Genomic DNA, 24875 nt, shown 5'->3' with positions numbered 1-24875 from the left:
CGCCCTGCGCATCATCGCGCAGATCGTCGTCGCGGTCGCCGCCATCGCCATCGCCGGGCCGCTGGCCGGGACGATCGGCACCTTCGGCGCGACGCTCCTGGCGGCTGGCCTCACCTATCTCGGCAATATGCTGATCGGCCTCCTGTTCCCGGTGAAGGCGCCCGACCAGCAGCGCGACAAGGGCGGCTACCGGATCACCGGGCTGCGCAACGAGGCTCGCCCGGGCGCGGCCATCCCCTCGATCTTGGGCGAGATCCGCGTCGCTCCGCAATGGGCGATGAACCCGTACACCGAGGTCGTCGGCAACACGCAGTACATCCGGGCGATCGCCCATCTCGGTTACGGCCCGCTGCTCCTCGACGAGTGGAAGATCGGTGACACGCCGCTCGAGGAATATGACGAGGTCGAGCTGGAGATCCGCGAGGGCTTGCCGGACGACGAGCCGCTGACCCTCGTCACCCGCCAGGTGATCGAGGACAGCTACAACACCGATCTCACCAACTGGCCGCCGGAGGACGACTTCGGCGATCCGATCGAGGACGCGGAAAACGAGATCAAGGAAGTCGTCCGCTACACCGCCTCCGACATCTCGGCCTTCGCGGTGATCTTCGGCTGGCCCTCCGGCTCGGTCAAATACACCGACGAAGGGGACGACAAGCCGGTCACGGTCGAGTTCCGGGTCAGGGCCCGCAAGATCGGCGCTTCGACCGACGCGATCGACACGACGTTCTCCATAACGGAGGAACGCTCGGTCGCCATGTACCGGCAGCGCGAGTTCGAGGTGCCCGAGCGCGGCGCCTACGAGATCGGCGTGACGCGCCTCAATGGCGAGAGCGACAGCGTCCAGGTCCAGGACAAGGTGCAGCTGGCCGCCATCCAGTCGATCCGGCCGGAATATCCAATCGCTGCCAAGGATGCGCTCTGCCTGGTCGCCATCCGGATCAAGGCGACGGCCCAGCTCTCCGGCGGGCTCGATCGGCTGGAATGCCGGGCGCGCCGGGTGATCCCGGACTACGACACGGTGACGGATACCTGGACGCCGCGGCCGACGCGCAACCCCGCATCGGTGATAGTTCACGCCTGCCGCGGCCCGGAGATCCCGGCGGCCGAACGCTGCACCGACGACATGATCGACTGGCCGGCCATGGTTGATTTCCACGCCTTCTGCGTCCTCCATGGCCTCGAATATGACGAGGAGCACCGGGACGCCGTGGCGCTGCCGATACGGCTCGCGGCGATCGCCTCGGCCGGGCGGGCGGCACCGCGCTGGACCGGCACCATGTGGACCGTCGTCATCGACCGTCCGGACAACGCCGTCGTCGATAGCTTCTCGCCGCAGGACGCCTGGGACTTCCGCTGGGAGATCCGCTACCCGAAGCTGCCGGACGGCTACCGCGTGACCTTCGCCGACCGGACCAACGACAACAAGGTCGGCGAACGCGTGATCCCGTTCCCCGGCATCGATCCGGACGACGTCGAGACGGCCGAGGAGCGCGAGCGGCCGGGTAAGACCAATCCCGACGAGGTCTGGCGCGAGACCAGGCGCGAGCAGTACGAGGCGCTCTATCGCAACCGCACGCTCTCCTTCGTCGCCAGGGGGCGAGGCCGCCCCGCGGTGCGCGGCAAGACCGTCGCCGTCTCCTACGACCAGTGGGACCGCACGCTCTTCGCCGTCCGCGTCGACGCCGTCGAAGGCCGCGGCATCGTCCTGTCCGATCCCGTCGAGATGGAGGCGGGCGAGAGCTACGCCGTCCGCTTCTGGCAGCTGCGCGAGGAGGAGGACGGCGAGGATGTCAGCCTCGTGCGCGACGTCGTCACCATGGCGGGCGAGCACCGGCTGATCCTCCTCGAGGGCGAGGGGCCGATGCCGGAGGTGGACCATGTGGTGCATTTCGGGCTGCAGAACCGCGAGAGCATCATCGCCACCGTTCTCGATACCGAGCCCGGTGAGCGCGGCACCACCGTCTACACCGTCCAGCCTGAAGCGCCGCTGGTCGACCAGCTGACGGACGCCGAGGTGCCGCCGGCCTGGGATGGCCGGGTGGGGGCCATCGTCGCGATCGCCGCCGGACCGCCGGCCAAGCCCCGGGTGGCCTTCGTGCTGTCGATCGAGGGCGTCGTGATGGTCGGCCTTCAGGAAGGCACCGGCTCGATCTATCCGCCCGCGACCTTCGTCGTCGAGCATCGCACCGCAGGCACGGCGGATCCCTACCTGGAAGCCAGCGCGCCGGCCTATACGGGCTCGGTCGTGTTGCCCGGCTACGCCGTCGGCGACCAGGTCGAGCTGCGCGCCAATGCGCTGGGCACGAACGGCGATCCGTCGCCCTTTACCGTCTACCGGGTCTTCACCATCGTCGACGAGGCGCCGGCGGCGCTGGCTCCGCCGACTGGGCTGTCCTTCGCCCCGGACGATCCGGTCACCGGGCCCGCCTCGACGACGGCCTTCTGGACCAACGGCAATGACGGCCGCGTCAGTGTCGCGAGGATCTATCGCGCGCCGCTCGGCGGCCTGTTCGAGGATGCCGTTCCCGTCAGCGGCCCGCTTTATGGCGGCCCGCTGCAGAAGCTGCAGCTCGACGACGCGCCGGGCTATGGCGACTGGACGTATTTCGTCGTCAACGAGGGCGCCGGCCTCGTCTCGGAGCCGGTCTCGGCCAATGTCAGGATCCTCGGCCCGCAGCTGAGCCCGAACGTGACCCTCGACAGTGCAACCGGCGTCACCCTCGGTGCGAGCTGGTCGATCTCGGGCGGGACGGCCAAGAAGGCGTCCGCGTCGACGTCGACGATCGCCTGGGCGGTCAGCGTCAGCGCCGGCGTCGAATATCTCCTGACCTATGACCTGATTGCGATCGCCGGCGGCAACGCCCGGCCGCGCCTCGAGGGCAGCTCGCTCGTCCAGGGCGATCTCGTCGGCACGCCGGGCCCGCAGGAGGATCGCCTGACGGCTGCCACCGGCAACACCACCGTCTCGATCCTCGCCGGCGCCGGCGTCACGGTCGAGATCGACAACGTCAGTCTGAGGCGGATTTCGCCATGACGCAGGAGCTGATCTGATGGCCAATCCAGGCACCACCTCCGGGCTTCTCCCGACTGGCGACCTGCCGGAATCGCTCCTCGGCCACGAGCTCGTCGGCGAGCAGCGGGACGTCCGCAACTTCCTCCTCGACGTCATCGCGCTGCGCCTCCTCGCCAGCGGGCCGCTCCACGACATCATCGAAGTGCTGAAGGGCACGACAGGCAACCCCGACCTGGTCGCGAGCTTCACCACTTACATGAACGGGCTGGGCACGCGGCTCAATCAGAGCATTCCGACCGCAGCCATTCTGCGCGCCGCAGGTGACGTCCAGCCTCGAGCCGAGCTGGCGGACGCCGCCGGCGTCGTGAAGACGTTCATCGCGCTGCTCTCCGGCGGCGTCACCACCATGCGCGTCGGTGGCATCTCTGGGACGTCGCCCTCAAGGGACGCACTGCTCGCCAGCACCGCCGGTGCCGTGACGTTCCCCTGGACGCCGATCCATCCGACGCTGGCCGCCACCATGGCGCTGCCGATGGTCCGCCGGCGGCTGTCCGAGCGCCCGGCCTATACCCAGGACATCCTGCCGCTCGAACTGACCGACGGCGCCCGCTACATGGCCTCGTCCGGCGATCGGGACGTGCCGATCGTCGCGCGCTCCGGAACCGTCTTCATCGACTTCTCGCTGCTCGCCCAGGGCAGGAGCGTCGTCGTCGCCACCGCCGGCGGCATCGCCCGCCTCGACGCCGGCAGGCTCGGCGCCACGACCCGGACGTTTCGCGGGACGGGCACGCGGTTCGCCACCATCTCCGATAGCGCCACCGTGCGCGTCCGCCGGCTCCTGACCGACCTTTTGACGATCGAGGAGATCGAAGGCTCGGGGCACGTCTCGTCCGGGACCCAGACGCCCTTCGTTGCCGCCGGCGAGAAGGTCTATCTCGGCCTTGGCCAGAGCTTCGAGCAGCGCGCCCTTGATGGTGACGGAACCGAATCCTTCCTGCGGCAGCTGCGGGCGGGCGGCAACGCGGACCAGTGGCTGATGGTCAACGGCGCCTTCGGCAGTACGGCGATCCTCGAGGTCAACAAGACCTCCGATGCGGCCCAGAACTGGTGGCTCAACACGGACAACACCGCCGGACCGATGTGGACGCGGGCCAAGGGCATCATGACGGCGCTCAAGAACGAGGGGCACCCCGATCCCACCTATGTCGCCCTCATCATCGGCCAGAATGAGATGGACGGCGTCTTCGCCGGACGCTGTACCTTCGCCGATGTCCGCGACGGCTATCTCGCGCTGATCGGCCTCATCCGCGCCGAATATCCAAGCGCCAAGATCATCATCGAGACGATGCCCGGCCGCGACGGCAATGCCTCCGGCCAGCAGGCCCAGCAGGTGGTGCGCGAGGCGCAAATCGCGGTGGTCAAGTCGGGGCTCGCCTACGTCATTCAGGGCGGCGAGCAATATGACCTGGAGCGCGTCGTCGGCGACCTGCATCCGACCGAGGACGGCCAGCGCGAGCAGATGCGCCGGCGGGCGCTCGTCGTCCTGAAGGACATGGGCGCTTCGGTCGGCCTCGGGGCCGTTGTCAAGAGCTGGACTCGTGTCAGCGCCACCAAGACGCGGCTTGTGATCTCCCTGCCGCACGACACGCCGACGGCCAACGAGGGCTGGCGCGACATCGCCATCCTGCCGAACGGCGATCCCACCAAGGACATGGCCGTGGTGAAGCCGATCAAGTGCGATTTCGTCAGCCTCGTCGGAACGGACTTCGACCGGCAGTGGGAGATCACCCACGCCGATGTCACCACCGCCTTCGCCGGCGCCGGCGCCACCGACGGGCGGCTCGTCTACCCCTATGGCTACTGCCTCGACGCCGACCGCGGCGGCGCGATCGGCGACCATGGGACGCTGAACGGCTTGCCGGCCCGCACATCAATCGTCTGATCGAGAGGAACCGACATGCACGTGCATTTCAAGGAAGTGACCGGCGAGGATGGCGTGAAGCGCCTCGTCGTCTCTGACACCGGCCGCAAGGTCCGCCTGCCCGATGGCTATAGCCTCATCGTCATGGATCCGGCTGGCTATGGGTGCCAAGTCGGCACCGCCGAGGACGGGCGCATCCAGCTCCTCTCGACGCAGCCCGGGCTGCCGGCAGATCCCATCCTCGACGACGTGGAATAGGGGCAGACGACGGGCCGGCCGAGGCCGGCTGCGGGGAAAGACTCTAAAGGAATAACCGTTTCATTGAAAAGGAGTGAGCGATATCATTCAAAAAAGCTTCTGTTGTCGACGGTCAGGGCGACATCGTTGCTATGGATCTCTGAAGGTTCAGCCGCGCATGACGTGATGATGGCTCGATAAGGATAGGCATCGTTCCGACGAAAGCCAATGTCATTTCGTACGTCGGAATTCGATCCATACTGCAGTTCGACCTCGACCTCTCCAGTTACTACATAGCAGACCGTGGTGGCGTTCATGAGCTGGACGGCTATGGTGTCGATGGCATGGCCGTTGACTACTGTGTGCGTTGAGAGCTCGTCAAGCTCCTGAATTGTCTCCGAGATCAGATTGTCGAAGACAGCCTCGTGCATCACCTCCGCCAGCGCATGCTTCATGGTCTCGCGGGCCGTCGCCGCGCCCTCCAAGAGATTTACAAGCCCAAACAACACGTTCTGAATCATCTTTCGGACGTCGCGGCCCTTATGGATGATGGTTTCGGCTTGGACGTGGGTAGCCCTGTTCAATTCGTTGATTGCGTCTAGAAGGGGCTGAACTTCTTCTCGAACATCGAGGCTCAGTATGTCCTCTACAAAGGCTTCGGGCAGGCCCGCATGGACGATGTAGTTAGCTCGCTGCCGACGAGTGATGCCTGCTGTATCCTTGGCTTGTTCGAACCAGACACAGCGGCGCACCTCTTGTTCGGGGGCCAGATCGTGGAGCACATGCCCGACAATTTCGCGCAGGCCGCTCGCAGCGAGATTGCCTCTGATCGGGTTGGACTTGTCGCGCGCTACGCGCATGACGCCCTTGAGAAGCTTTGGGAGAAACGGGTCGCCGGGAAAGCGCTCGGCGAGGGCTTTCTTCGTCGCGTTGATCTCACGCCAAGACATCTTGTTCGATTTCGAATTCGCCATATCACCTAATTGGGCGCAGCAGGTTGAGCATCGAGAAACGCTCGGCTCGTCAGTATTTCTCGAAGGTGGGGTTATAGAAGCGATCTGCAAACTCACCGAGGGTCGAGCGGGCCTCACGTAAAGCGCTCAGAGCCAAAGGATTGGCGATATCAGCCAGGCGCGTTTTGTTTTCTGAAATCGTCCCGATGATGCGCAGCAGTGTGGCCATCGATGCGCGGATCATCTCGAGGATTGAAACGTCACAATGAAATTTGCTGAACTCGCGTTTGCGCACTTCGCCTTGCCAGCGCGGGTTCCTTAAGAAGAAAAGTGTAGTCTGCATCTTCAGCGAGACGCCATGCGCGATGTCATGCCGAAGGGAAAACCCGGACCGGGCCGCGTGGCACCAAGTTTCCAGCAAACCACGCACCTTCTCGTCGGCGATGCCGGCGGCGTGGCTGGCGAGCATCGCGATCAGTTCAGAAATTGGCTTGGCATCAGTCGTGGGGCGAATTCCCCTGGGATCAATCTCTTCCAGAACCCATAGAGCGCGTTCGAGATGATATTCGATGTGGGCCGCAAAGACGATTATCGAGGCTAGCTTTCGGGCCACCTCATCGTCCAGTCCCAGCGCCGCATCGAGCTGATCGGCGCGTCCGAACGTATGGCTTGGTTGTCGGTTAATGGGTGCGCCTTTCGTAGCAGGAAATTTGGGCCAGCTCTGAGGCTTTGAATTGGGAAATGCGGCCGATCAAAAAGATGCCGAGAAGATATGCTGTAGTATGAATGGTTGCAACGCCGGCGCACGAGTATGAGCAGTTTCGAACACGGCAGTCTCCTGAGGCAGGATGAAGCGTCCCGGGTTTTCCGGAGGCTCCTGTCTGTGAGAAGGAGCTACGATGAGCAAGACGAGCAAGAAGTTTTCGCCTGAGGTCCGCGATCGTGCGGTCCGGATGGTTGGAGAGCACCGGGCCGATTATGGCTCGGAGTGGGAAACGATCACCTCGATCGCGGCGAAGATTGGATGTACGGCCGAGACTTTGCGCCGGTGGTGCCGCGATGAGGCGGGCCGACGAGCAGGCCCCGCGGCGCAGGCGGCCGACGATCAGGCGCGTTTGCGGCTGCTCGAGCGGGAGGTGAAGGAGCTCCGTCGGGCCAACGAGATCCTGCGCAAGGCATCGGCTTATTTTGCGATGGCGGAGCTCGACCGCCCCGGGAAAGGGTGATGGCGTTCATTGACGCCCATCGCGAGGAACTGGGGGTCGAGCCGATCTGCCGCGAGCTGGCGATCGCCCCATCCTCCTACCGCGAACACGCTGCACGCCTTGCCGATCCCGGCAGGCGTCCGGCCCGTGCCCGTCGCGATGACGAGATCATGGACGAGATCGAGCGCGTCCATGCGAACAGTTTTGGCCTCTATGGCAGCCGCAAGGTCTGGCATCAGTTGCGTCGCGAGGGGATCAAGGTTGCCAAATGCACGGTGGAGCGCCTGATGCGCGCCATGGAGCTGGCCGGCGTGCGCCGGGGAAAGAAGACGATCACCACCGTCAGAGACCCGAAAGCGCCATGTCCGCTGGACAAGGTCAACCGGGAATTCCGCGTCAGTCGTCCCAATGCCCTGTGGGTGGTCGATTTTACCTACGTCCATACCTGGGCGGGGTTCGTCTACGTCGCCTTCGTGATCGATGCCTATGCTCGGCGGATCGTCGGTTGGAAGGTCAGCAACTCGGCGACGGCAGGCTTCGTTCTCGATGCTCTTGAGCAGGCGATCCATGCTCGCAGGCCAAAAGCCGATGACGCGCTCATCCACCATAGCGACAGAGGCGTCCAATATCTCGCCATGAACTACACCCAGCGTCTGGCCGAGGCCGACCTGGTGCCTTCGGTAGGCAGCGTCGGCGACAGCTACGACAACGCCTTGGCCGAGACAATCAACGGCCTCTACTAGGCCGAGGTCATCTGGCGGCAACGGTCATGGCCGAGCGCACCAGCCGTCGAAATGGCGACGTTGCGCTGGGTCCATTGGTTCAATAATCACCGCCTCTTCGGACCCATCGGGCATATCCCGCCCGCCGAGGCCGAAGCCAACTACTATGCTGCCCGCGAGGACCTCGATAAGGCTGCATGACTCAAATGAAACAGCCTCCGGAAAACCCGGGACGCTTCACTTCATGCACGGACCGCTTCGGTTGAATTTCACAGTTTGCTGAAAATTCCTTTGCTCAGCCGTCGTATGTAGGCCTCTCGCCTTTCCTCTATCGCGGATGCTCTTGTCAGGAGCGGAGCGATAACCGCCTCGGCTGCTGGCGTGGGAAAGCCATCTGTGACCAAATTCAATCCCTCTCGCCAGACTGGCACAGCATGCCGCTTGATCAGTGCGTACACGCGTGCCCTCAAGATCATACGCTCTCGAGTTAATCGAATGTATTCCTTCGTACCCGGGAGATCGTCTTGGCAATGAAACCAAGACGGAACGAACGGGTCTGCAACGGGATCCAGTTCAGGTTGTGGATCACGTATGAAAACAACGTTTTTCCCGAGCATCGCAGGGTATGATGGCCCCGTCACGTCATGGAGTTGACCCAGCTCGTCTTGCCATACGGCGTGGTGGAGCAGTTCGATGTAGTGCCCTGGGAAATGTGAGGGGACCCATCCCAACGTAGCCCGCCCTCCATGTTCTGCAATCTGCTGCCGAACGTTTTCGTAGCAGTTACCCACAGGACCACTTTTAATCCTCTCTATGACCACAATCTCGTACTGAGTGAGGAATTGCGTCGCGAGACGCGTAGTCCGCGGGTCATCGGCATCGAGTGCTTCTTGAGGTAGCATGGCAAAACCCGCTCCATTGGTATCAGCGCCGTTTATCGCATTGATGGGAGACGGAAGGGAGCAAAAATTGGAGCGCGTGGATGTTAGTGTCCGGCGATGCTGACGCCCCGTTCGCGACCGAATTACAAAGCGTTCACCAATCTATGTCCTGCGCGACGTGCTCAAAGCATAGGAGCTTCTTCGAATGGCTCGCCATCAACTGACACATGCCGAGTTGGAGGAGCAGCTCCGAGAACAGTTGGGGATGCTGCAGCGAGCGGCTCATGCTTTCGATGCAGGCTATCGTAGCGAGGCAAAGCGGATGGCAGTTAGTCTCCGAAATCTACTGCACTCCGCTCGTAACCCGTCATTGTTGAAGCGACTGGGTCGTAACGAACTGGATTTCGTAGATACTGCAGCACCGCTGGATCCAGAGAACCTCTTATCTCAGCATCGCCTAATCTTATTACAGATAAAAGAAGGAAGGGTCAGCTTCGGCCCGAGGCTGGATGACGGCACGACGGTTGCAAGGCAGGCATTCGATGACTGGTGGTCTACGCCGGTTCTCGGTGATAATGAAAAACGCCAGCTTTCACGGGCCGATGTCGTCCTGTGTATGGCTGATCAGGATGGCGGGGCGCACGTCGATGGCTCACTCCGCACTGATTATGCGGCCTTTAGCCGGTCTAATTCGCTCGGTTGGACAATGACGTCACAGGCCGGTGGACAGCAAGCGTTATCCATTCCCGAGGGCGCAACGATCCGGCAGATCTCTCATGAGGTGCTGCGTACTCTAGTATTTGGATACGCTCGCAGCGTTGAGGACGTCGATCTTCTGCGACAGGAGCCCGAGGTCAACGGAGGATGCGTCAAGTTTCCGCCATGGGGGGATTTTTACGCAGATTGTCATGCTGGAATGCCCCTAATCGCAGGCGCGGCATATTCGGTTAGGTTCGTCCTGGGAGTGATAACTGCCGGAAGCGTTAGACCAGTCGTCGGCGGATCATATGGAGATCCCGTCACAACACCAGGGGAACATCTTCAGACAGTTGTGGCGGGATCCGAACACGGCTGTGGGGTTTACGCTGACTACACGGATGCCGTTCTTAAGGAGTTTAACTGGCGCCGAAGCTATTGAGCGCATCCGGCTTCGCATGGCGCTTGCGCTGCGAAGGATGATCTTGCCCACTCCACAGCCACGTTGATGGTGTCGACGTCATCACTATGGCGGCTGACGCCTTCAATCTTCCGAATGCTCGATGGCCTCTTCACCCGTGCTATCGAGTGCAGAAGTACGACCGAAGAAGAGTGCGGGCGCAATCGGCTCGCCTAGGTTCAGATGCCCAAGCATCATGTATCCTTGGCCAGAGATATCCACCTCAAATGTTTTCAGCAGCCTTGAGGTCAGTGGCACAAAGCGGCGCGCGAACGCTAGGTCGGCATCATAGGTCGCCTCTCCAGCCGCCTTCCATGAGGCATGAAGGATATCTCCGCACTTCACGTAGTACGCTTTCGCCTCTTTTTCGGTTAAATATTCGTCTTCAACATCCGTAAACCTGCCGGCGATGCCTGGCTCATCTGTAGGAACTACGTCGATCGCAACAGGAAAGAAGCGAGGATTTATGGCACGTAGCAGGGCCATCTTCGTCACCGCCTGATACTCATCGCGCAACCGGTGGGATACGGCTTCGCCAGCGTCTTTATGAGCAGACACGGAGAGCAGCATGAGTTCTTCAATGATCATACGAATATGGCCAAAGGCCTGACGAAGTTCGACAATTGAGAAGGGTGAGAAAGACTCCTTCGTTGCGCGATCCATGACCCGTTTCAGGGACTCGAGGTGAGCCCTGATCATCACCAGGTGATCGTAGGCCACCCGCTCGCTAGGTGGTTGAGCCATTCCCTTCGGACGTGCGAATTCCAGCATCGAGCGCAGATTCTCCACCGCATCTAAACCGCTCGCGAGGGTAACACGAATATCTCCACACGCTCAGGCTGCTTCAGCGACAGGCGAGCCGCCGATGACCGCAGCGGATCGGGGCTATCAGCCAACAGGGCAATGTGAGGGGGGAGTTGGTGATCAGCTCGCACCGAAACTGATCTCGTTTGAACCGCCGCGCTGTCTCATTTGAAGCCGCGCTACAGGTGGGGGAACTGCTGATTGAGAGGAAGAGAACTGCCGCCATTTGATGTTGCGCGGGCCGCCATATGATTTTGCGCGCTACACATGGAAACCGATTCGACCCCTTTGGTCTGGTTCCCGAAATTCGATGTTCGTCAGAGGTTTGGCACCCGCGCTTGGGGCGGGCGTTTTGTGGCGGTGAGAGAGGGATTCGAACCCTCGATACGGTTTCCCGTATACACGCGTTCCAGGCGTGCGCCTTCAACCACTCGGCCACCTCACCATCGTCGAATGCCGCCCAGCCTTCGCACCCCATCGAAGCCCGGCAGGGCCGATGACATCGTGGGACGGTCCGGAGGAAGCGCCCGGGCCCGGTTGGCGGCCCGTGTTCGATCGGCGCGGGATATGACAGAATGCCCGCTTCTTCAAGTCCTGATTTCGAAACCGGTCAGGCTGGCGCCAGCGCCGGCGCCGTTTCGCCGTCCCACCGCGGCAGCGATGCGGCGCTTTGGCAGGGGCGCAGCGTGCCTCGACCATCGGCATTCGCTGACGCAATGAGAGCATGATCCCGAAAAGTGGGAACCGGTTTTCGGGAAAGATCATGCGGCAAAAACAGGAGTGAGCCGGATGTCGATCGAAGCTGATCTCATCCCGCTCTAGCGCCGGCACTCGGGCGGGCCGCCATGCTCCGGGCCCGCCGCCGCCGCGGTGCGATCCCGGCGCGGCCGGGGTTGCGGAGGCGGCGCGCGAGAAGGGGCCTCATGTGCGGTTCGGCGATGGCTCCTTCGGACCTTCGCTCGCGCGGTCCTCGTCGAGTTCCTTGACGATGTCGGCAAAGCCGCGGAACAGCTTCTGCATCCGGTCGATGGCGATGTCGGTTTCGTCGCTGCCGGGCTGGGCCGGGCCACCCTCGGCAAGCACGGTCTCGAGCGCTTCGATCCGCGCCTCCAGCGCCCTGATCCGGGCGTCGGAGGCGGCCCGATCCTCTGCGGCGGCGGGCGCGCCGTCGCCGCAGAGGATCGTTTCCCCTTCGACCCGGCAGGAAGCGAGCGACCCCGTGGCGGTGTCGAGGCGGGCGACGGCGCCCGCGATTCGCACGATCTGGTAGCGGCCGGGAGCGGCTTCGCCGTCGATCCGTCCGAGGCCGGACTGGGCGCCGGCCGGCACTGCTGCCCAAAGGAGCGTTGCCAGGGCCATCATTGCCGGCGCTGCTGCCGACCTCGTGCCTCGTCGTTGCATCGTCGTTCCTCTCCTCGGCTGCCGGCTCGGCGATCAGCCGTCATCGTCCAGATCCGGCAGGCCTGCTCGCCCTGCGGCATTTCGCCTCCGGGTAGGCTCGCAGTTTCAGGTGGCCGCGATGTGACGGAAGCGGGCAGAATCTCGCCTGCCGCGAATTGATTTTTCCCCGATTGTTTGGCACCGCTTCCCCATGACCCAGACGATCTACAAGATCCTTCCCCGCACGCTGTGGGAAGCGGCCAAGGACCAGGGCCGCCTCGACGGCGCGCCGGTCGACCTTTCCGACGGCTTCATCCACTTCTCGACCAGCGCCCAGGTGCGCGAGACGGCCGCGCGGCACTTTTCCGGCCAGAGCGACCTGCTGCTCGTCGCCGTCGATCCCGCGCCGCTGGGCGAGGCGCTGCGCTACGAGACGTCCCGCGGCGGCGCGCTGTTTCCGCATCTCTATGGGAGCCTGCCCGTCGAGGCCGTGCTCTGGGTCGAGGACCTGCCGATCGGGCCGGACGGGCACCACCTGTTTCCCGGCTCGATGCGATGACATCCGCGCCGTGACCGCCCCAGTAGTGTTCATTCCCCTTCCGTCGCCCGTTCGTCGAGGTCCCCGCGGAGATCGTGCCGGCCTCGGCAAGGTGCGCCGGCTCGACGCCCGCTCGGCCGCGGCCGCACCGGAAGCACGCCCGTGAGCCTCCTCTACCGGCTGGCCCGGCCGGCGCTGTTTCGCCTCGATGCCGAGCGCGCCCACACCCTGTCGATCGCGGCCCTCAAGCGGGGCCTCGTGCGCGATCTCGACATCCCGGTGGACGGCCGGCTGCATGTCGAGGTGGCGGGCATCCGCTTTCCCAACCCCCTCGGCCTTGCCGCCGGCTACGACAAGAACGCCGAGGTGCCCGATCAGGCCCTGAAGCTGGGGTTCGGCTTCGTCGAGGTGGGCACGCTGACCCCGCAGCCCCAGGAGGGCAATCCGCGCCCGCGGATCTTCCGGCTGCCGAAGGCGCGCGGCGTCATCAACCGGCTCGGCTTCAACAATGACGGCCATGCCGATGCGGCCGAGCGGCTCGCGGCCAGGGCCGGCAAGCCCGGCATCGTCGGGGTGAATGTCGGCGCCAACAAGGATTCGCCCGATCGTCTCGCCGACTATGTCGAAGGGGTGAACGTCTTCGAGAGCTTCGCCGACTACCTGACGATCAACATCTCGTCGCCGAACACGCCGGGGCTGCGGGCCTTCCAGTCCGGCAGCGAGCTCGACCGTCTGCTGAAGGCGGTGGTCGCCGCGCGCAACGGCTATGCGGCGATGACGGCGGGCGGGCAAAAGCCGGTCTTCGTCAAGGTCGCCCCCGATCTCTCCGAGGACCAGATCGAGGAGATCGCCGATGCGGCGCGGCATCGGGCGGTGGACGGGTTGATCGTCTCCAACACGACGCTGTCGCGCGAAGGCGTCGAGGGACAGCCCCACGCGGCCGAGGCCGGCGGCCTCTCCGGCCGGCCGCTGATGCGCCGCTCCACCTGGGTGCTCGCCCGGTTCCGCCGGGCGGTCGGCCCGGACTTCCCGCTGATCGGCGTCGGCGGCGTCGACGACGCGCGCACCGCGATCATGAAGATCGAGGCGGGCGCCGATCTCGTCCAGCTCTATACCGGCCTCGTCTATGGCGGGCCGCACCTGCCGGCGCGGATCCTGAAGGGCATGCTGCGCGTACTCGACATCGGCGACATCGACAATGTCGCCGCGCTGCGGGATCGCCGGGTGGACGATCTTTTGGCTGGGCCGCCGCCGGTCTGAGGCGCGGTTCGGTGGATTCCGGCCTGATCGCCTATCGAAACCGTCAGCCGCGCCGCGTCGAGCTGCTGCGCGGGCGGGCCGGCCGGGCGTCGATCGCGGCGACGAGCAGGAGGGCGAGCGTCGTCGCGTTGAGCACATGCCAGAAGAGATGCGTGCCGTAGGGCCAGTGCTCGCAGAGCGGCCCGTCGAGGGTGCGCAAGGTCAGCGAGACGAGGAAGGTGCCTCCGGCCGACAGGACGAGCCTGCCCGGTTCCCGATCCTGCGCCACCAGGAGGCCGCCGATCGCGAGCATCGCCAGGAGGGCCGGCACGTAGCCTGCCGACGATCCGAACAGCGGATCCAGCATCGGCTCGACGAGAAACGAGGCGGCGAGGAAGCAGAGGGTGGCGAGCCCGGCGGCGGGCAGGGCGAGGCCGAAGAAGCGGACGAGGGCGAGCGCGAAATAGCTGTAGATGAAAACCGCGATCGGCAGGACGTCGGCAAGGCTCGCCCAGCGGGTGGCGAATGTGTGGAACAGGAAGGAGCCCGCGCCGATCACCGCGACCAGCCCGCAGAGTGCGCCGCCGGCCGGGTCCTTGCCGCCGCGCAACGTCCAGAGGCTGAGGCCGATGGCGGCGGCGGCGAAGAAGGCGAGGTTGGACCAGGCATTCAGCGGCTCGGCCCAGAAGGCCGGGCTGGTGCGCTCGCAATAGGCGTCGATCGCGGCGGACCAGTTCATCGGTGCTGCGGCCCGCTTTCACAGCAAGGCTCGGGAGAAAACGGCAAGGAGCCGTCGATCGGTCTGCGGTTCGTCATGCGGCCCCTCGTTTTGGACGACAGATCGAGCGCCCGGCGCCCGGCAGGGGCGATGGCCTCCGGGACCCGGGCTGCCGCCTGCGAATACAGGCTCACTCGCCGACTCGCCAGGGATCGTAGGTGCCGAAGTTCCAGAGATTGCCCTCGGGGTCGTGGCAGGAGAACTCCCGCGAGCCGTAGTCCTTGTCGGAGAGATCCATCACCACGGTCGCACCGGCGGCCTGCACCGCCTCATACAGCCTGTCGATGTCCTCGACGACCACATAGGGGCTCTGGCTGACCTTGGCGCCCGGCGACGCCGGAGCCTGCAGCGCGCCGAACGCATCGTCCCGCGCGTCGCCGATCATCACCATCCCGTCGCCATAGACGAGCTCGGCATGAGCGATGCCGCCCTCCTCGCTCTCGTGGACGGCGCGGCGCTCGAAGCCGACGACCGAGCAGAGCCAGTCGACCATCGCGCGGGCATCGGCGCTGCGGATCGTCGGGATCACGCTCGAACTCATCGAAACCTCCTCAATCAAGGCGAAGCGGCGGCCGGGACTGCAGTCCCGGCCGCCCTGTCATGATAATTGGCGAGACGCGCGGCTTTTTCCATCGCGTCGCGACGGGTCGGCGTCACTTTCCTCAGTTTTGGATCGTCGCCTGGCTCTCGCCGCCGAGGCCGAGGCAATTGGCGAAGAACGTCGTGGTCGCCGGCCAGTCGGAGAACACGCCGATGACGCCGATGTCGCTCGCCAACGTGTCGAGGAGGCGCAGCATGTCGCCGTCGTCATTCACCACGTCGGAAATGCTCTGATAGTACCAGCCGCCGCCACCGGCGAGCGGGCCGGAGCGCTCCAGCGACCAGGTGATGATCTTCAGCCCGGCCTTCTTGGCCTCTTCGGCATAGGGCGACGGCACGATGGCGCCGTTCTCGCCGCTCTTCACCAGCATCCACAGCGGCGGGGCGACGATCTTCACGCCGGCATCGGCCAGTTCCTGCATCGTCGGCTTGTAGGTCTCGGGGTTCATCGCGTCGAAGCCTTCCAGCGTCTCGTCGCGATCATCGAGATAGACGGCTTGCTCACCGAACTCCGGATCGTTCTTGATCCAGAACTTGACGTCGTCGAGCAGGAAGGACTGCGGATAGACGTCGGAGGCCGGCACGCCAGCGGCCTTGTAGTCGGCGATCATCTGCGCCGCATAGGCTTCCTGGGTGTAGTCGCCCTCATAGGGCATGTCGACTTCCGGCGTCTTCAGTTCGGGCGTGAACTTGCGGCCGAGCGACTTGATGAGCGCGATGTAGTCCTTGTGGCTCATCACCGTGCCCGGCGAATAGAGCGTCGTGCGCCAGGTGGCGTTGCCGCCCTGATAGGCCTCGGCGGTGGTCGCCGTCTTGTCGGAGGAATCCATCTTGGCCTTCAGCGACATGAACTCGGCGAGCGTCAGGTCGGAGGTGCAGCACTTGGCGCTCGCCTCCGTGCCCGCCGCCGCGTCGGCGGGCGTGAAGGGCTGGGTGCACTTCGCCGCAAGGTCCGGCCGCGTCAGGATGTCGGTGGTGGTGTGCAGGTCGCACTGGGAATGGCGGCAGACGAGCTCGCGATCCTTGGTGAAGGCGACGTCGCATTCGATGACGCCGGCGCCCTGACGCGCAGCGGCGAGATAGGACTCCCGCGAATGCTCGGGAAACTGCAGCGGAGCCCCGCGATGGCCGATCGACCAGGCATTGGCCGTCATCGGCTGGCCGACGCAGGCGGCGAGCTTCTCCTTCAGCGGGCCGGCTTCCAGCGCGTCGAGAAGCGCCAGCGGGCGCACCCCGATCGCGGCTTGCACAGGGACCGGAGACGCGCCCGGCGCCGCCGTGTCGGCTGCCTTGGCCGCGGTGGTCACGCCGGTCACGGCGAGCGCTGCAAGGAACATGAGGCTGTGGCGAAGGCTTCGCATGGCGGCGTCTCCTGGAGGGCTGGATCTCGCCCGCGAGGCTAACGCCGGCATGCAACGGGGCGACGACAGGCATGATTCGTTTCGGTGTCGGCGTGCGCTGCCGGCGGGCCTGCGGCTTGCCGGCCGGGACGACGCTGCCACATCACACGGTCGGAAGAAGAGGCCGCTGGCCGGTTCGAAGGAGGTCTCGTCGATGGCAGTGAAGGCAGGCGCCGGAGCGCAGCAAGGGGAAGCGGACGGGCAGTCCAGGCGCTCGCTCCGGCCGCGTCCGGCGCTCCTGGGGATGGCGCTGTTTCTTCTCCTCCTGCTGCTTCCGGCCCCAGAGGGGCTGTCCGTCGAGGGATGGCGGGTCGTCGCCGTCGCCTGCCTGATGATCGTCTGGTGGATCACCGAGGCGATCCCGGTCTCGGCGACGGCTCTCGTCCCGCTCGTCCTCTTCCCGCTGGTCGGCGCCGCCGAGATGGACGCCGCCGCCGCGCCCTATGCCGATCCGATCATCTTCCTCTTCATGGGCGGCTTCATGCTCGCCGGCGCCATGGAGAAATGGGAGCTCCACCGGCGCATCGCCCTCAACATCGTCGCCAGGACCGGCTCTCGCCAGCCCATGATCGTCGGCGGATTCATGCTGGCGACCGCGTTCCTTTCGATGTGGGTTTCCAACACCGCCACGACGGTGATGATGCTGCCCATCGCCCTGTCCGTGGCGAAGCTCCTGGAGGGCGAGACCGGCGCGGGCGACACCATCGGCCGCTTTCCTCTCGCCCTGCTCCTCGGCGTCGCCTATGCCGCCTCGATCGGCGGCGTCGCGACCCTGATCGGAACACCGCCCAACGCGCTTCTGGCGGGCAGCCTGTCCCAGCAATATGGCTACGATCTCGGCTTCGGCCGCTGGATGCTGATCGGCCTGCCGGTCGCCCTCGTCATGCTCGTCATCTCCTGGCTGCTCCTGACGCGCCTTCTCATCCGGCTCGATCGCCGCGAGATCGACGGCGCGTCGGAGCTGATCGCCAGGCGGATCGCCGATCTCGGCGGCTGGTCGCGCGGCGAGGTGGTCGTCGGGATCGTCTTCGTCGCCGCGGCGCTGGCGTGGATCTTCCGGACCATCCTCGACGACTACGTGCCGGGGCTCGACGACGCCGGCATCGCGATCGCCGCCGCACTCGTTCTCTTTCTCGTTCCGGGCGGCAAGCAGACGGGGGAGGGCGTCCTCGACTGGAAGACGGCGGCCGCCATTCCCTGGGGGGTGCTCCTGCTCTTCGGCGGCGGGCTGAGCCTTGCCAAGGCGGTCTCGGCCACCGGGCTCGACCAGTGGATCGGCGAGGCGCTGGGCAGCTTCGGCGGCGCGCTGCCCCTGCTCGGACTGGTTCTGCTGGTCGCTCTGGTCATCCTGCTGCTCACCGAGTTCACCTCCAACACGGCGACCGCCGCGACCTTCCTGCCGCTGGTCGCAGCGCTCTCCCAGACCCTCGGCGAAAATCCCCTGATGCTGTCGGTGCCCGCCGCGCTGGCCGCCTCCATGGCCTTCATGCTGCCGGTGGCGACGCCGCCGAACGCGCTGGTCTTCGCCTCCGGCAAGGTGACGATCCCGCAGATGGTCCGCTATGGTGGCTTCCACAATCTGGCGGCGCTGATCGTCATCTCGACCCTCGGCTATCTGCTTTTGACGACGCTGTTCGGCGTGACGGTCGGGGAAATGCCGGCCTGGGCGTCGGGCAGCGAGGGAGGCGGAGCCGCCCCTGCCGCGAACTGACGGTGCCGCTCCGCAGTGGCGGGAGGCCGCGCCCGGCCGACGGAAATTGTCCGGCAGGAACAGGGCCGGCGGGAACGGGGCCGGCGGGAACGGGAGGAGACGATGGCGAGACGTTTCGGAACCGACCGGCTTCTTGCCGGCATCATGGCCGTGCTGCTCGCGGCAAGCTCCGCAGGGGCTGCCGACGAGGGGGGCGCTCGCGGCGCGGGCCGCGAGGCGCCCCGGATCGCGGTCGCGAAGTTCGACTACAAGGACACCTCCGGCGAGGTTCGCGACCAGACGGCCGAGCATGCGGCGAGGCTCGATCTCTTCCGCACGCGGCTCGAAGCCGGGCTGACCGGGGACGTTGGAGCCTATGCGGCCGTGCCCCTCGGTTGCATGGCCCGGGACGCCTGCAGCCTGGAGACCCTGCGGCCGGAACCGATGCTGCGCGCGGCAAGGGCGGCTGGCGCCGACTACCTGGTCTTCGGCGGCGTCCACAAGATGAGCACCCTCGTCGGCTTCGGACGCATCGACGTCCTCGACGTTGCGGCGAACCGGCTGGTCTTCGACCGGGTGATCTCGTTTCGTGGCGATACCGACGAGGCCTTCGCGCGGGCGGCGGATTTCGTCGCCAGGGACATCCTGCGCACCCTGTCAGCCGGCCCGGCCCGTGCGGCGGGTGGCGAGCGGGCAGGGTCCGAACGCGGTATCCGCTGAGCTCCGGGCCGGGGCGGCGTCCGAAACGCCTTCGCGGAAATCGACGGCGCGCCGGTCGAATTTTGCCGTGCGAGCATTGAACGGCGAATTTTCACTCACCATCTCTTGGATATCCGAAACAAATGAGAGGTCACTCTCCCGCGATGCTTGTCGTCGCGGCCATTTTCAAAAGGAACGTGACTGCGATGTCTTCACAAGCCCTGATTCGTCCGGCCTGGACGCCGGTGACGATCGCCGTGATGGTCGGCGGTTTCTTCATCTGGTGGCCGGTCGGCCTTGCCATGCTGGCCTACATTCTGTGGGGCGAGCGCCTCGAAGGCTTCAAACGCGATGTCAACACCACGACGGACAAGTTCATGTTTTCGATGAAGCGGGCTGGCTTCAAGCAGCCCTTCGCCGCCGAGCGCACCGGCAACGTCGCCTTCGACGACTGGCGCGACACCGAGCTTCGCCGGCTCGACGAGGAGCGTCGCCGGCTGAACGAGGCGGCCGCCGAGTTCGAGGCCTATGCCCGCGAGCTGCGCCGCGCCAAGGACCAGGAAGAATTCGACAGGTTCATGCGTGATCGTCGGTCCCGCGACACCGGCCGCGACAATGGCGGCCCGATCGTCGACGGCCACCCGGCCTGAGGCTTGCGGCCAGCGGTCCTGCCGAGAGTGAGGCCGGGCCGCATCCGACCACCTTGCTCCAGCCCGGCTTCCTGTGCCGAGGTGACGAAACTCGTTGATTCTCATGGGCGGCGGTATCCTGCGGGGTGCCGCCGCCTCGTCTTGTCGGCTAGAGTTGGGCTCTGGCGTCAGATTCGCCGGGAGGGCCCGTCGGTGCCGCCCCAGCCGTTCGCCGCCGACACGTTCGCTCCTGCCGGATTTCAGGCGCCCCGATGCCCCAGCTTCTTCGCCGCAAGCCAGAGCCGCCGCTGCCCGATGCGATCGAGATCGCCGGCGGACAGTTGCCCTTGACCGTGCGCCAGAACCCGCGGGCCAAGCGCATGATCATGCGGATCGCGCCGGGGGGCGGCGGCCTCATCGTGACGGTGCCGCGGGGCCTCTCCGCCGGCAAGATCCGCGCCTTTCTCGATCGCCACCGCGGCTGGGTCGAGGAGCGCATCGCGCGGGTGCCCGACCGTGTCGCCATCGCCCCCGGCGCCGTGATCCCGCTGCGCGGCGTGCCGACCCTCCTCACCCATCGCGGCGGACGCCTGGTGACGCGGCTGGCGGCCCTCGCCGGCGAGGCGGGATCCTTTGATCTTGGGCCTGCCGAGTTGGGTCTGCCTGATGACGAGCCGACCGATCTCGGGTCCGCCGTCGTTGCCGTCGGAGCCGTCGGCCAGCAGCTCCTCGTCGGCGGGACGCCGGAGCATTTTTCCCGCCGGGTGCTCGACTATCTGCGCCGGGAGGCGCGCCGGGACCTCGAAGCCGCGGTGAAGATCCATGCCGCCGCCGTCGGCCTCGAGCCCCGCGCCATCACCATCAAGGACACCACCAGCCGCTGGGGCTCCTGCTCGTCGGACCGCCGGCTCGCCTTCTCCTGGCGCATCGTCATGGCCCCGCCTGCCGTCCTCGACTATCTCGCCGCCCACGAGGTGGCGCATTTTCGCGAGATGAACCACGGGCCGGAATTCTGGGCGCTGTGCCGAAAGCTCTGCCCGGACATGGACGCCGGCAAGGCCTGGCTGAAGCGGCATGGGTCGGGGCTGCATGCGGTGGGGGTGGGGTGAAGGGCGGATACGCCTCTCGACACCGCCGCGTTTCGATGCCACTTCCACACCCATGAAACCCGACGTCAAAATCTGTGGCCTGTCCACGCCCGACACCCTCGATGCGGCGCTCGCACGCGGCGCGTCGCATGTCGGCTTCGTGCATTTCGCCAGGAGCCCCCGGCATCTCGCCGTCGAGCCCATGGCGGAGCTGGTGCGCCTCGTCGCCGGCCGGGCCGCCACCGTCATCGTCACCGTCGATCCGGACGATGCGCTGCTTGCCCGCTTTGCCGAGGAGGTCCGGCCGGACTGGCTGCAGCTGCACGGCAAGGAGGCGCCCGAGCGGGCCGCCGAGGTCAAGGCGCGGACCGGGCTGAAGGTGATGAAGGCGCTGCCGGTGGCTGAGGCCGCCGATCTCGGTGCCGTCGCGGCCTATCGCAGCGTCGCCGATCGGATCCTTCTCGATTCCCGGCGCCCCAAGGGTTCGAACCTGCCGGGAGGCAACGGCGTCGCCTTCGACTGGCGGCTGCTCGATGCCCTTGACCCGGATCTGCCCTACATGCTTTCCGGTGGGATCGACGCGGAGAACGTCGCCGAGGCGCTGGCGATCGCGCGACCCTCGGGGATCGACGTCTCCTCCGGCGTCGAAAGCGCGCCGGGCGTGAAAGACGTCGCTCGCATCCACGCATTCTTCGACGCGATCGACCGGCTGACGGCTGCCGGTCGAGCCAGAAAGGCGATAGCCCCGTGAACCAGCAACTGCCCAACTCCTTCCGCGCCGGCCCCGACGAAGAGGGCCGCTTCGGCCTGTTCGGCGGGCGCTTCGTCGCCGAGACGCTGATGCCGCTGATCCTCGACCTGCAGGACGCCTGGAACACCGCCCGGGTCGATCCGGCGTTCAGGGCCGAGCTCGACGGGCTCAACAAGCACTATATCGGCCGGCCTTCGCCGCTCTACTTCGCCGAGCGGCTGACCGAGGAGCTTCGTCAGGTGTCCGAAAGCCAGGGGCTGGCCGGCGGCGCCAAGATCTACTTCAAGCGCGACGAGCTGAACCACACCGGCTCGCACAAGATCAACAACTGCGTCGGTCAGATCCTGCTCGCCCGCAAGATGGGCAAGACCCGCATCATCGCGGAGACCGGCGCCGGCCAGCACGGCGTCGCGACGGCGACGGTCTGCGCGCGGTTCGGCCTGCCCTGCGTCGTCTACATGGGCGCCACCGACGTCGAGCGGCAGGCGCCCAACGTCTTCCGCATGAAGCTCCTCGGCGCCGAGGTGGTGCCCGTCACCGCCGGCCACGGCACCTTGAAGGACGCCATGAACGAGGCGCTGCGGGACTGGGTGACGAATGTCGACTCGACCTACTACCTGATCGGCACCGCCGCCGGCCCGCATCCTTATCCCGAGCTCGTCCGGGAATTCCAGAGCGTCATCGGCAAGGAGACCCGCGAGCAGATGCTTGAGGTCGAGGGCCGGCTGCCGGACATGCTGGTCGCCGCGGTCGGCGGCGGATCCAACGCCATCGGCCTGTTCCACCCCTTCCTCGACGACAAGGACGTCGCCATCGTCGGCGTCGAGGCGGGCGGCAAGGGGCTCGACGGCGAGGAGCACTGCGCCTCGCTCACCGCCGGCTCGCCGGGCGTCCTCCACGGCAACCGCACCTATCTCTTGCAGGACGGCGACGGACAGATCAAGGAAGGCCATTCGATCTCGGCCGGCCTCGACTATCCCGGCATCGGGCCGGAGCATTCCTGGCTGAAGGACACCGGCCGGGTCGAATACGTCCCGATCATGGACACCGAGGCGCTGGCGGCGTTCCAGGTGCTGACCCGCACCGAGGGCATCATCCCGGCGCTGGAGCCCGCCCACGCCCTCGCCGAGGTGATCAAGCGCGCCCCGAAGATGGACCGCGACCAGATCATCGTGATGAACCTCTGCGGCCGCGGCGACAAGGACGTCCACACGGTGGCCAAGCATCTCGGCATGGAGATGTAGGACGTCCTGCTCTGGCGGGGCAATCAGCCTTGCCCTGCCGGATCGTTCAGCAAAGGATGTGCCCGGATGGCGTCGATCGACTTCTCCATCCCGCTCGAACCGGCCGTGAAAGCGGATCTGGAAGCGGAAGCCCGCCTGACCGATCGGACCGCGGCCGGGAGCGGGATGAGATCAGCTTCGATCAAAATCCCGCTCCATCTTATTGTTGCCGCATGATCTTTCCCGAAAGCCGGTTCCCACACTTCGGGATCATGCTCTAAATCGCCGAGACAGATCGCCGGCCACCTTGCCGGTCGCAAGCGGAAGCTCGAAGCCGTGCGTGAAGCTCTGAGCGAGGCGGACGACGGGGTGAGGCCTGAGGCGAACCGGGCCCGCCCTTAAAATCCTGTCCGGACGCGCCTAGACCAGAGCCTGCGTCCCTGTCCGATTCGCGGCAGGCTCGACGACAGGGCCCAACCGGCCGACTGCTCGCCCTTCGCCGCCGCTGCTCCACGCGGCGCCCGAGCGGGCGAGCCCGCAGAGGTTTCAGCGCGTGAACCGCATCGTCCCGATCGTCCTCGCCGTCGCTCTCTTCATGGAGAATATGGATTCGACGGTCATCGCGACGTCGCTGCCGGTGATCGCCGAGGACATCGGCACGAGCCCGATCGCGCTCAAGCTCGCCCTCACCAGCTATTACGTGTCACTGGCGATCTTCATCCCGATTTCCGGCCGGATCGCCGATCGCTACGGCGCCAAGCTGGTCTTTCGCATCGCCATCGGCGTGTTCATCCTCGGTTCGCTCGCCTGCGCCTCCGTCACCTCCCTCGGCGGCTTCGTCGCGGCGCGCTTCCTGCAGGGGATGGGCGGGGCGATGATGACGCCGGTCGGGCGGCTGCTGCTGGTCCGGGCCGTGCCGAAGAAGGATCTCGTCGATGCCATGGCCTGGTTCACCATCCCGGCGCTGATCGGCCCGCTGCTCGGGCCGCCGATCGGCGGGGCGATCGCGACCTATGCCGACTGGCGCTGGATCTTCCTGATCAACCTGCCGATCGGCATTCTCGGCATCGTCCTTGCCGGGCGCTACCTGCCGAAGGTCGAGACGATCCCGAGCATCCGCTTCGACATCCCCGGCTTCTTCCTGTCCGGCTTTGCCTGTGCCGGCCTCGTCTTCGGCCTGTCGGTGGTGTCGCTGCCGGCGCTGCCGCCGGTGGTCGGTGTCGTCATGGCCGCCGCCGGGCTGGCGTCCGGGCTGCTGTTCGTCCTCTATGCGCGGAGGACCCAGGAGCCGCTGCTGCGCCTCGACCTCCTGAAGGTCTCGACGCTGCGGGCGGCGATCGTCGGCGGCACGCTGTTCCGGATCGGCTCGGGCGCGGTGCCGTTCCTCCTGCCGCTGATGCTGCAGCTCGGCTTCGGCTACACGCCGCTGCAATCGGGTTTGACGACCTGCATGTCGATCGGCGGGGCGTTGCTGATGAAGTTTCTTGCCAAGCCCGTTCTCAACCGCTTCGGCTTCCGGCCGACCCTTCTCGCGACGGCGCTGATCGGCGGCGGTATGACCATGCTGATCGGCCTGTTCCGGCCGGAGTGGCCGGTCGTGCTGATCGTCCTGTTGCTGCTCGTCGGCGGCTTCTTCCGCTCGCTGTTCTTCACCTCGATCAACACCCTGGCCTTCGCCGATCTGTCGAAGCGGGAATCCGGCGATGCGACGGCGATGATGGCGGCGGTGCAGCAGGTCTCGATCGCCACCGGCGTCGCACTCGCCGGCGGCGTCCTCGAACTCGGCATGACGCTGGGCGGCCGGCAGGTCGTCGGCGTCCCCGACTTCACGGTGGCGTTCCTGGTGGTCGGCGCGGTCACCGCCGCGGCGGTCCTCGCCTTCGTCAGGCTGCCGGCCGACGCCGGCGACGAGGTGGCGGGGCGCCGGGTTGCCGCCGAATAGCGCCAGTTCCCGGGGAGACCCGC

21 protein-coding genes, 1 tRNA gene, 1 pseudogene and 1 other annotated feature are annotated in these 24875 nt (G+C 65.9%); of the genes and pseudogenes, 15 read left to right on the top strand and 8 right to left on the bottom strand.

The window, feature by feature from the left end; genetic code table 11:
* The 3 genes from ATO4_RS27775 to ATO4_RS15760 form a co-directional block, all read left to right on the top strand.
* A partial coding sequence (locus ATO4_RS27775; RefSeq protein WP_083592487.1) for a hypothetical protein occupies positions 1–3037 on the top strand: 3037 nt, incomplete at its 5' end.
* Between the two features lie 16 nt (positions 3038–3053).
* Positions 3054–4958 (top strand): hypothetical protein, encoded by a 1905-nt coding sequence (locus ATO4_RS15765; RefSeq protein ID WP_083592486.1) that lies wholly within the window; start codon positions 3054–3056, stop codon positions 4956–4958.
* Positions 4959–4973: 15 nt separating this feature from the next.
* Entirely contained in the window at positions 4974–5195 is a 222-nt protein-coding gene (locus tag ATO4_RS15760) for a hypothetical protein (protein WP_083592485.1), read from the top strand.
* Between the two features lie 83 nt (positions 5196–5278).
* Here the strand turns inward: ATO4_RS15760 and ATO4_RS15755 are convergent, their stop codons facing one another.
* Positions 5279–6148 (bottom strand): hypothetical protein, encoded by an 870-nt coding sequence (locus ATO4_RS15755; protein ID WP_083592484.1) that lies wholly within the window; start codon positions 6146–6148, stop codon positions 5279–5281.
* Between the two features lie 49 nt (positions 6149–6197).
* Positions 6198–6740, bottom strand: a complete 543-nt coding sequence (locus ATO4_RS15750; protein WP_083592483.1) for a hypothetical protein — start codon at positions 6738–6740, stop codon at positions 6198–6200.
* 286 nt (positions 6741–7026) lie between these two features.
* Here ATO4_RS15750 and ATO4_RS15745 point away from each other — a divergent pair.
* Together ATO4_RS15745 and ATO4_RS27195 are read left to right on the top strand one after the other, a co-directional pair.
* Positions 7027–8255: pseudogene (locus ATO4_RS15745) on the top strand (IS3 family transposase).
* Positions 7308–7424: a sequence feature (AL1L pseudoknot), on the top strand. Its footprint overlaps the pseudogene before it by 117 nt.
* A gap of 885 nt (positions 8256–9140) precedes the next feature.
* Positions 9141–10073: a hypothetical protein gene (locus ATO4_RS27195; RefSeq protein ID WP_139802478.1), complete on the top strand. Its 933-nt coding sequence runs from the start codon at positions 9141–9143 to the stop codon at positions 10071–10073.
* A 102-nt stretch (positions 10074–10175) separates the two neighbouring features.
* On the opposite strand, the gene ATO4_RS15740 is transcribed toward ATO4_RS27195, so the two are convergent.
* From ATO4_RS15740 to ATO4_RS15730, 3 genes are all read right to left on the bottom strand, one after another.
* Entirely contained in the window at positions 10176–10862 is a 687-nt protein-coding gene (locus ATO4_RS15740) for a hypothetical protein (RefSeq protein ID WP_139802477.1), read from the bottom strand.
* Positions 10863–11250: 388 nt separating this feature from the next.
* Positions 11251–11340: transfer RNA gene (locus ATO4_RS15735), tRNA-Ser, on the bottom strand.
* A 476-nt stretch (positions 11341–11816) separates the two neighbouring features.
* Positions 11817–12257 (bottom strand): hypothetical protein, encoded by a 441-nt coding sequence (locus ATO4_RS15730; RefSeq protein WP_083592481.1) that lies wholly within the window; start codon positions 12255–12257, stop codon positions 11817–11819.
* A 229-nt stretch (positions 12258–12486) separates the two neighbouring features.
* Here ATO4_RS15730 and ATO4_RS15725 point away from each other — a divergent pair, with 229 nt between their 5' ends.
* A complete protein-coding gene (locus ATO4_RS15725; RefSeq protein WP_083592480.1) occupies positions 12487–12834 on the top strand; it encodes a DUF952 domain-containing protein in 348 nt (115 codons plus the stop codon).
* 141 nt (positions 12835–12975) lie between these two features.
* On the top strand, positions 12976–14073 hold the full coding sequence (locus ATO4_RS15720) for a quinone-dependent dihydroorotate dehydrogenase (RefSeq protein WP_083592479.1): 1098 nt from the start codon (positions 12976–12978) through the stop codon (positions 14071–14073).
* A 43-nt stretch (positions 14074–14116) separates the two neighbouring features.
* On the opposite strand, the gene ATO4_RS15715 is transcribed toward ATO4_RS15720, so the two are convergent.
* From ATO4_RS15715 to ATO4_RS15705, 3 genes are all read right to left on the bottom strand, one after another.
* Complete coding sequence (locus tag ATO4_RS15715) at positions 14117–14791, bottom strand: ceramidase domain-containing protein (RefSeq protein ID WP_083592478.1); 675 nt, start codon at positions 14789–14791, stop codon at positions 14117–14119.
* A 169-nt stretch (positions 14792–14960) separates the two neighbouring features.
* On the bottom strand, positions 14961–15371 hold the full coding sequence (locus ATO4_RS15710) for a VOC family protein (protein WP_083592477.1): 411 nt from the start codon (positions 15369–15371) through the stop codon (positions 14961–14963).
* A 121-nt stretch (positions 15372–15492) separates the two neighbouring features.
* The gene (locus ATO4_RS15705; protein ID WP_245308776.1) at positions 15493–16791 is read right to left on the bottom strand and encodes a glycerophosphodiester phosphodiesterase family protein; all 1299 of its coding nucleotides are present in this window, start codon (positions 16789–16791) and stop codon (positions 15493–15495) included.
* 193 nt (positions 16792–16984) lie between these two features.
* Here ATO4_RS15705 and ATO4_RS15700 point away from each other — a divergent pair, with 193 nt between their 5' ends.
* The 8 genes from ATO4_RS15700 to ATO4_RS15670 all read left to right on the top strand — a co-directional run bounded on the left by ATO4_RS15700 (position 16985) and on the right by ATO4_RS15670 (position 24852).
* A complete protein-coding gene (locus tag ATO4_RS15700) occupies positions 16985–18541 on the top strand; it encodes an SLC13 family permease (protein WP_083592475.1) in 1557 nt (518 codons plus the stop codon).
* Positions 18542–18643: 102 nt separating this feature from the next.
* Complete coding sequence (locus ATO4_RS15695; protein WP_083592474.1) at positions 18644–19240, top strand: DUF2380 domain-containing protein; 597 nt, start codon at positions 18644–18646, stop codon at positions 19238–19240.
* Between the two features lie 185 nt (positions 19241–19425).
* The gene (locus tag ATO4_RS15690; protein ID WP_083592497.1) at positions 19426–19869 is read left to right on the top strand and encodes a DUF2852 domain-containing protein; all 444 of its coding nucleotides are present in this window, start codon (positions 19426–19428) and stop codon (positions 19867–19869) included.
* Positions 19870–20120: 251 nt separating this feature from the next.
* On the top strand, positions 20121–20957 hold the full coding sequence (locus ATO4_RS15685; protein ID WP_083592473.1) for a M48 family metallopeptidase: 837 nt from the start codon (positions 20121–20123) through the stop codon (positions 20955–20957).
* Positions 20958–21009: 52 nt separating this feature from the next.
* Positions 21010–21687, top strand: coding sequence for a phosphoribosylanthranilate isomerase (locus ATO4_RS15680; protein WP_083592472.1), 678 nt, complete (start codon positions 21010–21012; stop codon positions 21685–21687).
* Positions 21684–22931: a tryptophan synthase subunit beta gene (trpB, locus tag ATO4_RS15675; RefSeq protein WP_083592471.1), complete on the top strand. Its 1248-nt coding sequence runs from the start codon at positions 21684–21686 to the stop codon at positions 22929–22931. Before ATO4_RS15680 ends, trpB begins: the two co-directional genes overlap by 4 nt.
* A gap of 66 nt (positions 22932–22997) precedes the next feature.
* Positions 22998–23147 (top strand): hypothetical protein, encoded by a 150-nt coding sequence (locus ATO4_RS27770; protein WP_176223015.1) that lies wholly within the window; start codon positions 22998–23000, stop codon positions 23145–23147.
* A 316-nt stretch (positions 23148–23463) separates the two neighbouring features.
* Positions 23464–24852 (top strand): MFS transporter, encoded by a 1389-nt coding sequence (locus ATO4_RS15670; protein ID WP_083592470.1) that lies wholly within the window; start codon positions 23464–23466, stop codon positions 24850–24852.
* The last annotated feature ends 23 nt before the right edge of the window (positions 24853–24875 follow it).

This window comes from Aurantimonas sp. 22II-16-19i, from assembly GCF_002088275.1.
In the GTDB taxonomy this organism is placed as follows: domain Bacteria; phylum Pseudomonadota; class Alphaproteobacteria; order Rhizobiales; family Rhizobiaceae; genus Jiella.
Note: the sequence above shows the minus strand (reverse complement) of the source record. Positions and strands in the feature narration are given on the sequence as shown.

Bases quoted from the DNA above. Each gene is read 5' to 3' on its own strand.
- ATO4_RS15740 (WP_139802477.1), bottom strand. From the start codon at position 10,862: ATGCTGGAATTCGCACGTCCGAAGGGAATGGCTCAACCACCTAGCGAG.
- ATO4_RS15685 (WP_083592473.1), top strand. From the start codon at position 20,121: ATGCCCCAGCTTCTTCGCCGCAAGCCAGAGCCGCCGCTGCCCGATGCG.
- ATO4_RS15730 (WP_083592481.1), bottom strand. From the start codon at position 12,257: ATGATGGCCCTGGCAACGCTCCTTTGGGCAGCAGTGCCGGCCGGCGCC.
- ATO4_RS15715 (WP_083592478.1), bottom strand. From the start codon at position 14,791: ATGAACTGGTCCGCCGCGATCGACGCCTATTGCGAGCGCACCAGCCCG.
- ATO4_RS15695 (WP_083592474.1), top strand. From the start codon at position 18,644: ATGGCGAGACGTTTCGGAACCGACCGGCTTCTTGCCGGCATCATGGCC.
- ATO4_RS15680 (WP_083592472.1), top strand. From the start codon at position 21,010: ATGAAACCCGACGTCAAAATCTGTGGCCTGTCCACGCCCGACACCCTC.
- ATO4_RS15690 (WP_083592497.1), top strand. From the start codon at position 19,426: ATGTCTTCACAAGCCCTGATTCGTCCGGCCTGGACGCCGGTGACGATC.
- ATO4_RS15710 (WP_083592477.1), bottom strand. From the start codon at position 15,371: ATGAGTTCGAGCGTGATCCCGACGATCCGCAGCGCCGATGCCCGCGCG.
- ATO4_RS15765 (WP_083592486.1), top strand. From the start codon at position 3,054: ATGGCCAATCCAGGCACCACCTCCGGGCTTCTCCCGACTGGCGACCTG.
- ATO4_RS15755 (WP_083592484.1), bottom strand. From the start codon at position 6,148: ATGGCGAATTCGAAATCGAACAAGATGTCTTGGCGTGAGATCAACGCG.
- ATO4_RS27770 (WP_176223015.1), top strand. From the start codon at position 22,998: ATGGCGTCGATCGACTTCTCCATCCCGCTCGAACCGGCCGTGAAAGCG.
- ATO4_RS15760 (WP_083592485.1), top strand. From the start codon at position 4,974: ATGCACGTGCATTTCAAGGAAGTGACCGGCGAGGATGGCGTGAAGCGC.
- ATO4_RS15705 (WP_245308776.1), bottom strand. From the start codon at position 16,791: ATGCGAAGCCTTCGCCACAGCCTCATGTTCCTTGCAGCGCTCGCCGTG.
- ATO4_RS15725 (WP_083592480.1), top strand. From the start codon at position 12,487: ATGACCCAGACGATCTACAAGATCCTTCCCCGCACGCTGTGGGAAGCG.
- ATO4_RS15700 (WP_083592475.1), top strand. From the start codon at position 16,985: ATGGCAGTGAAGGCAGGCGCCGGAGCGCAGCAAGGGGAAGCGGACGGG.
- ATO4_RS27195 (WP_139802478.1), top strand. From the start codon at position 9,141: ATGGCTCGCCATCAACTGACACATGCCGAGTTGGAGGAGCAGCTCCGA.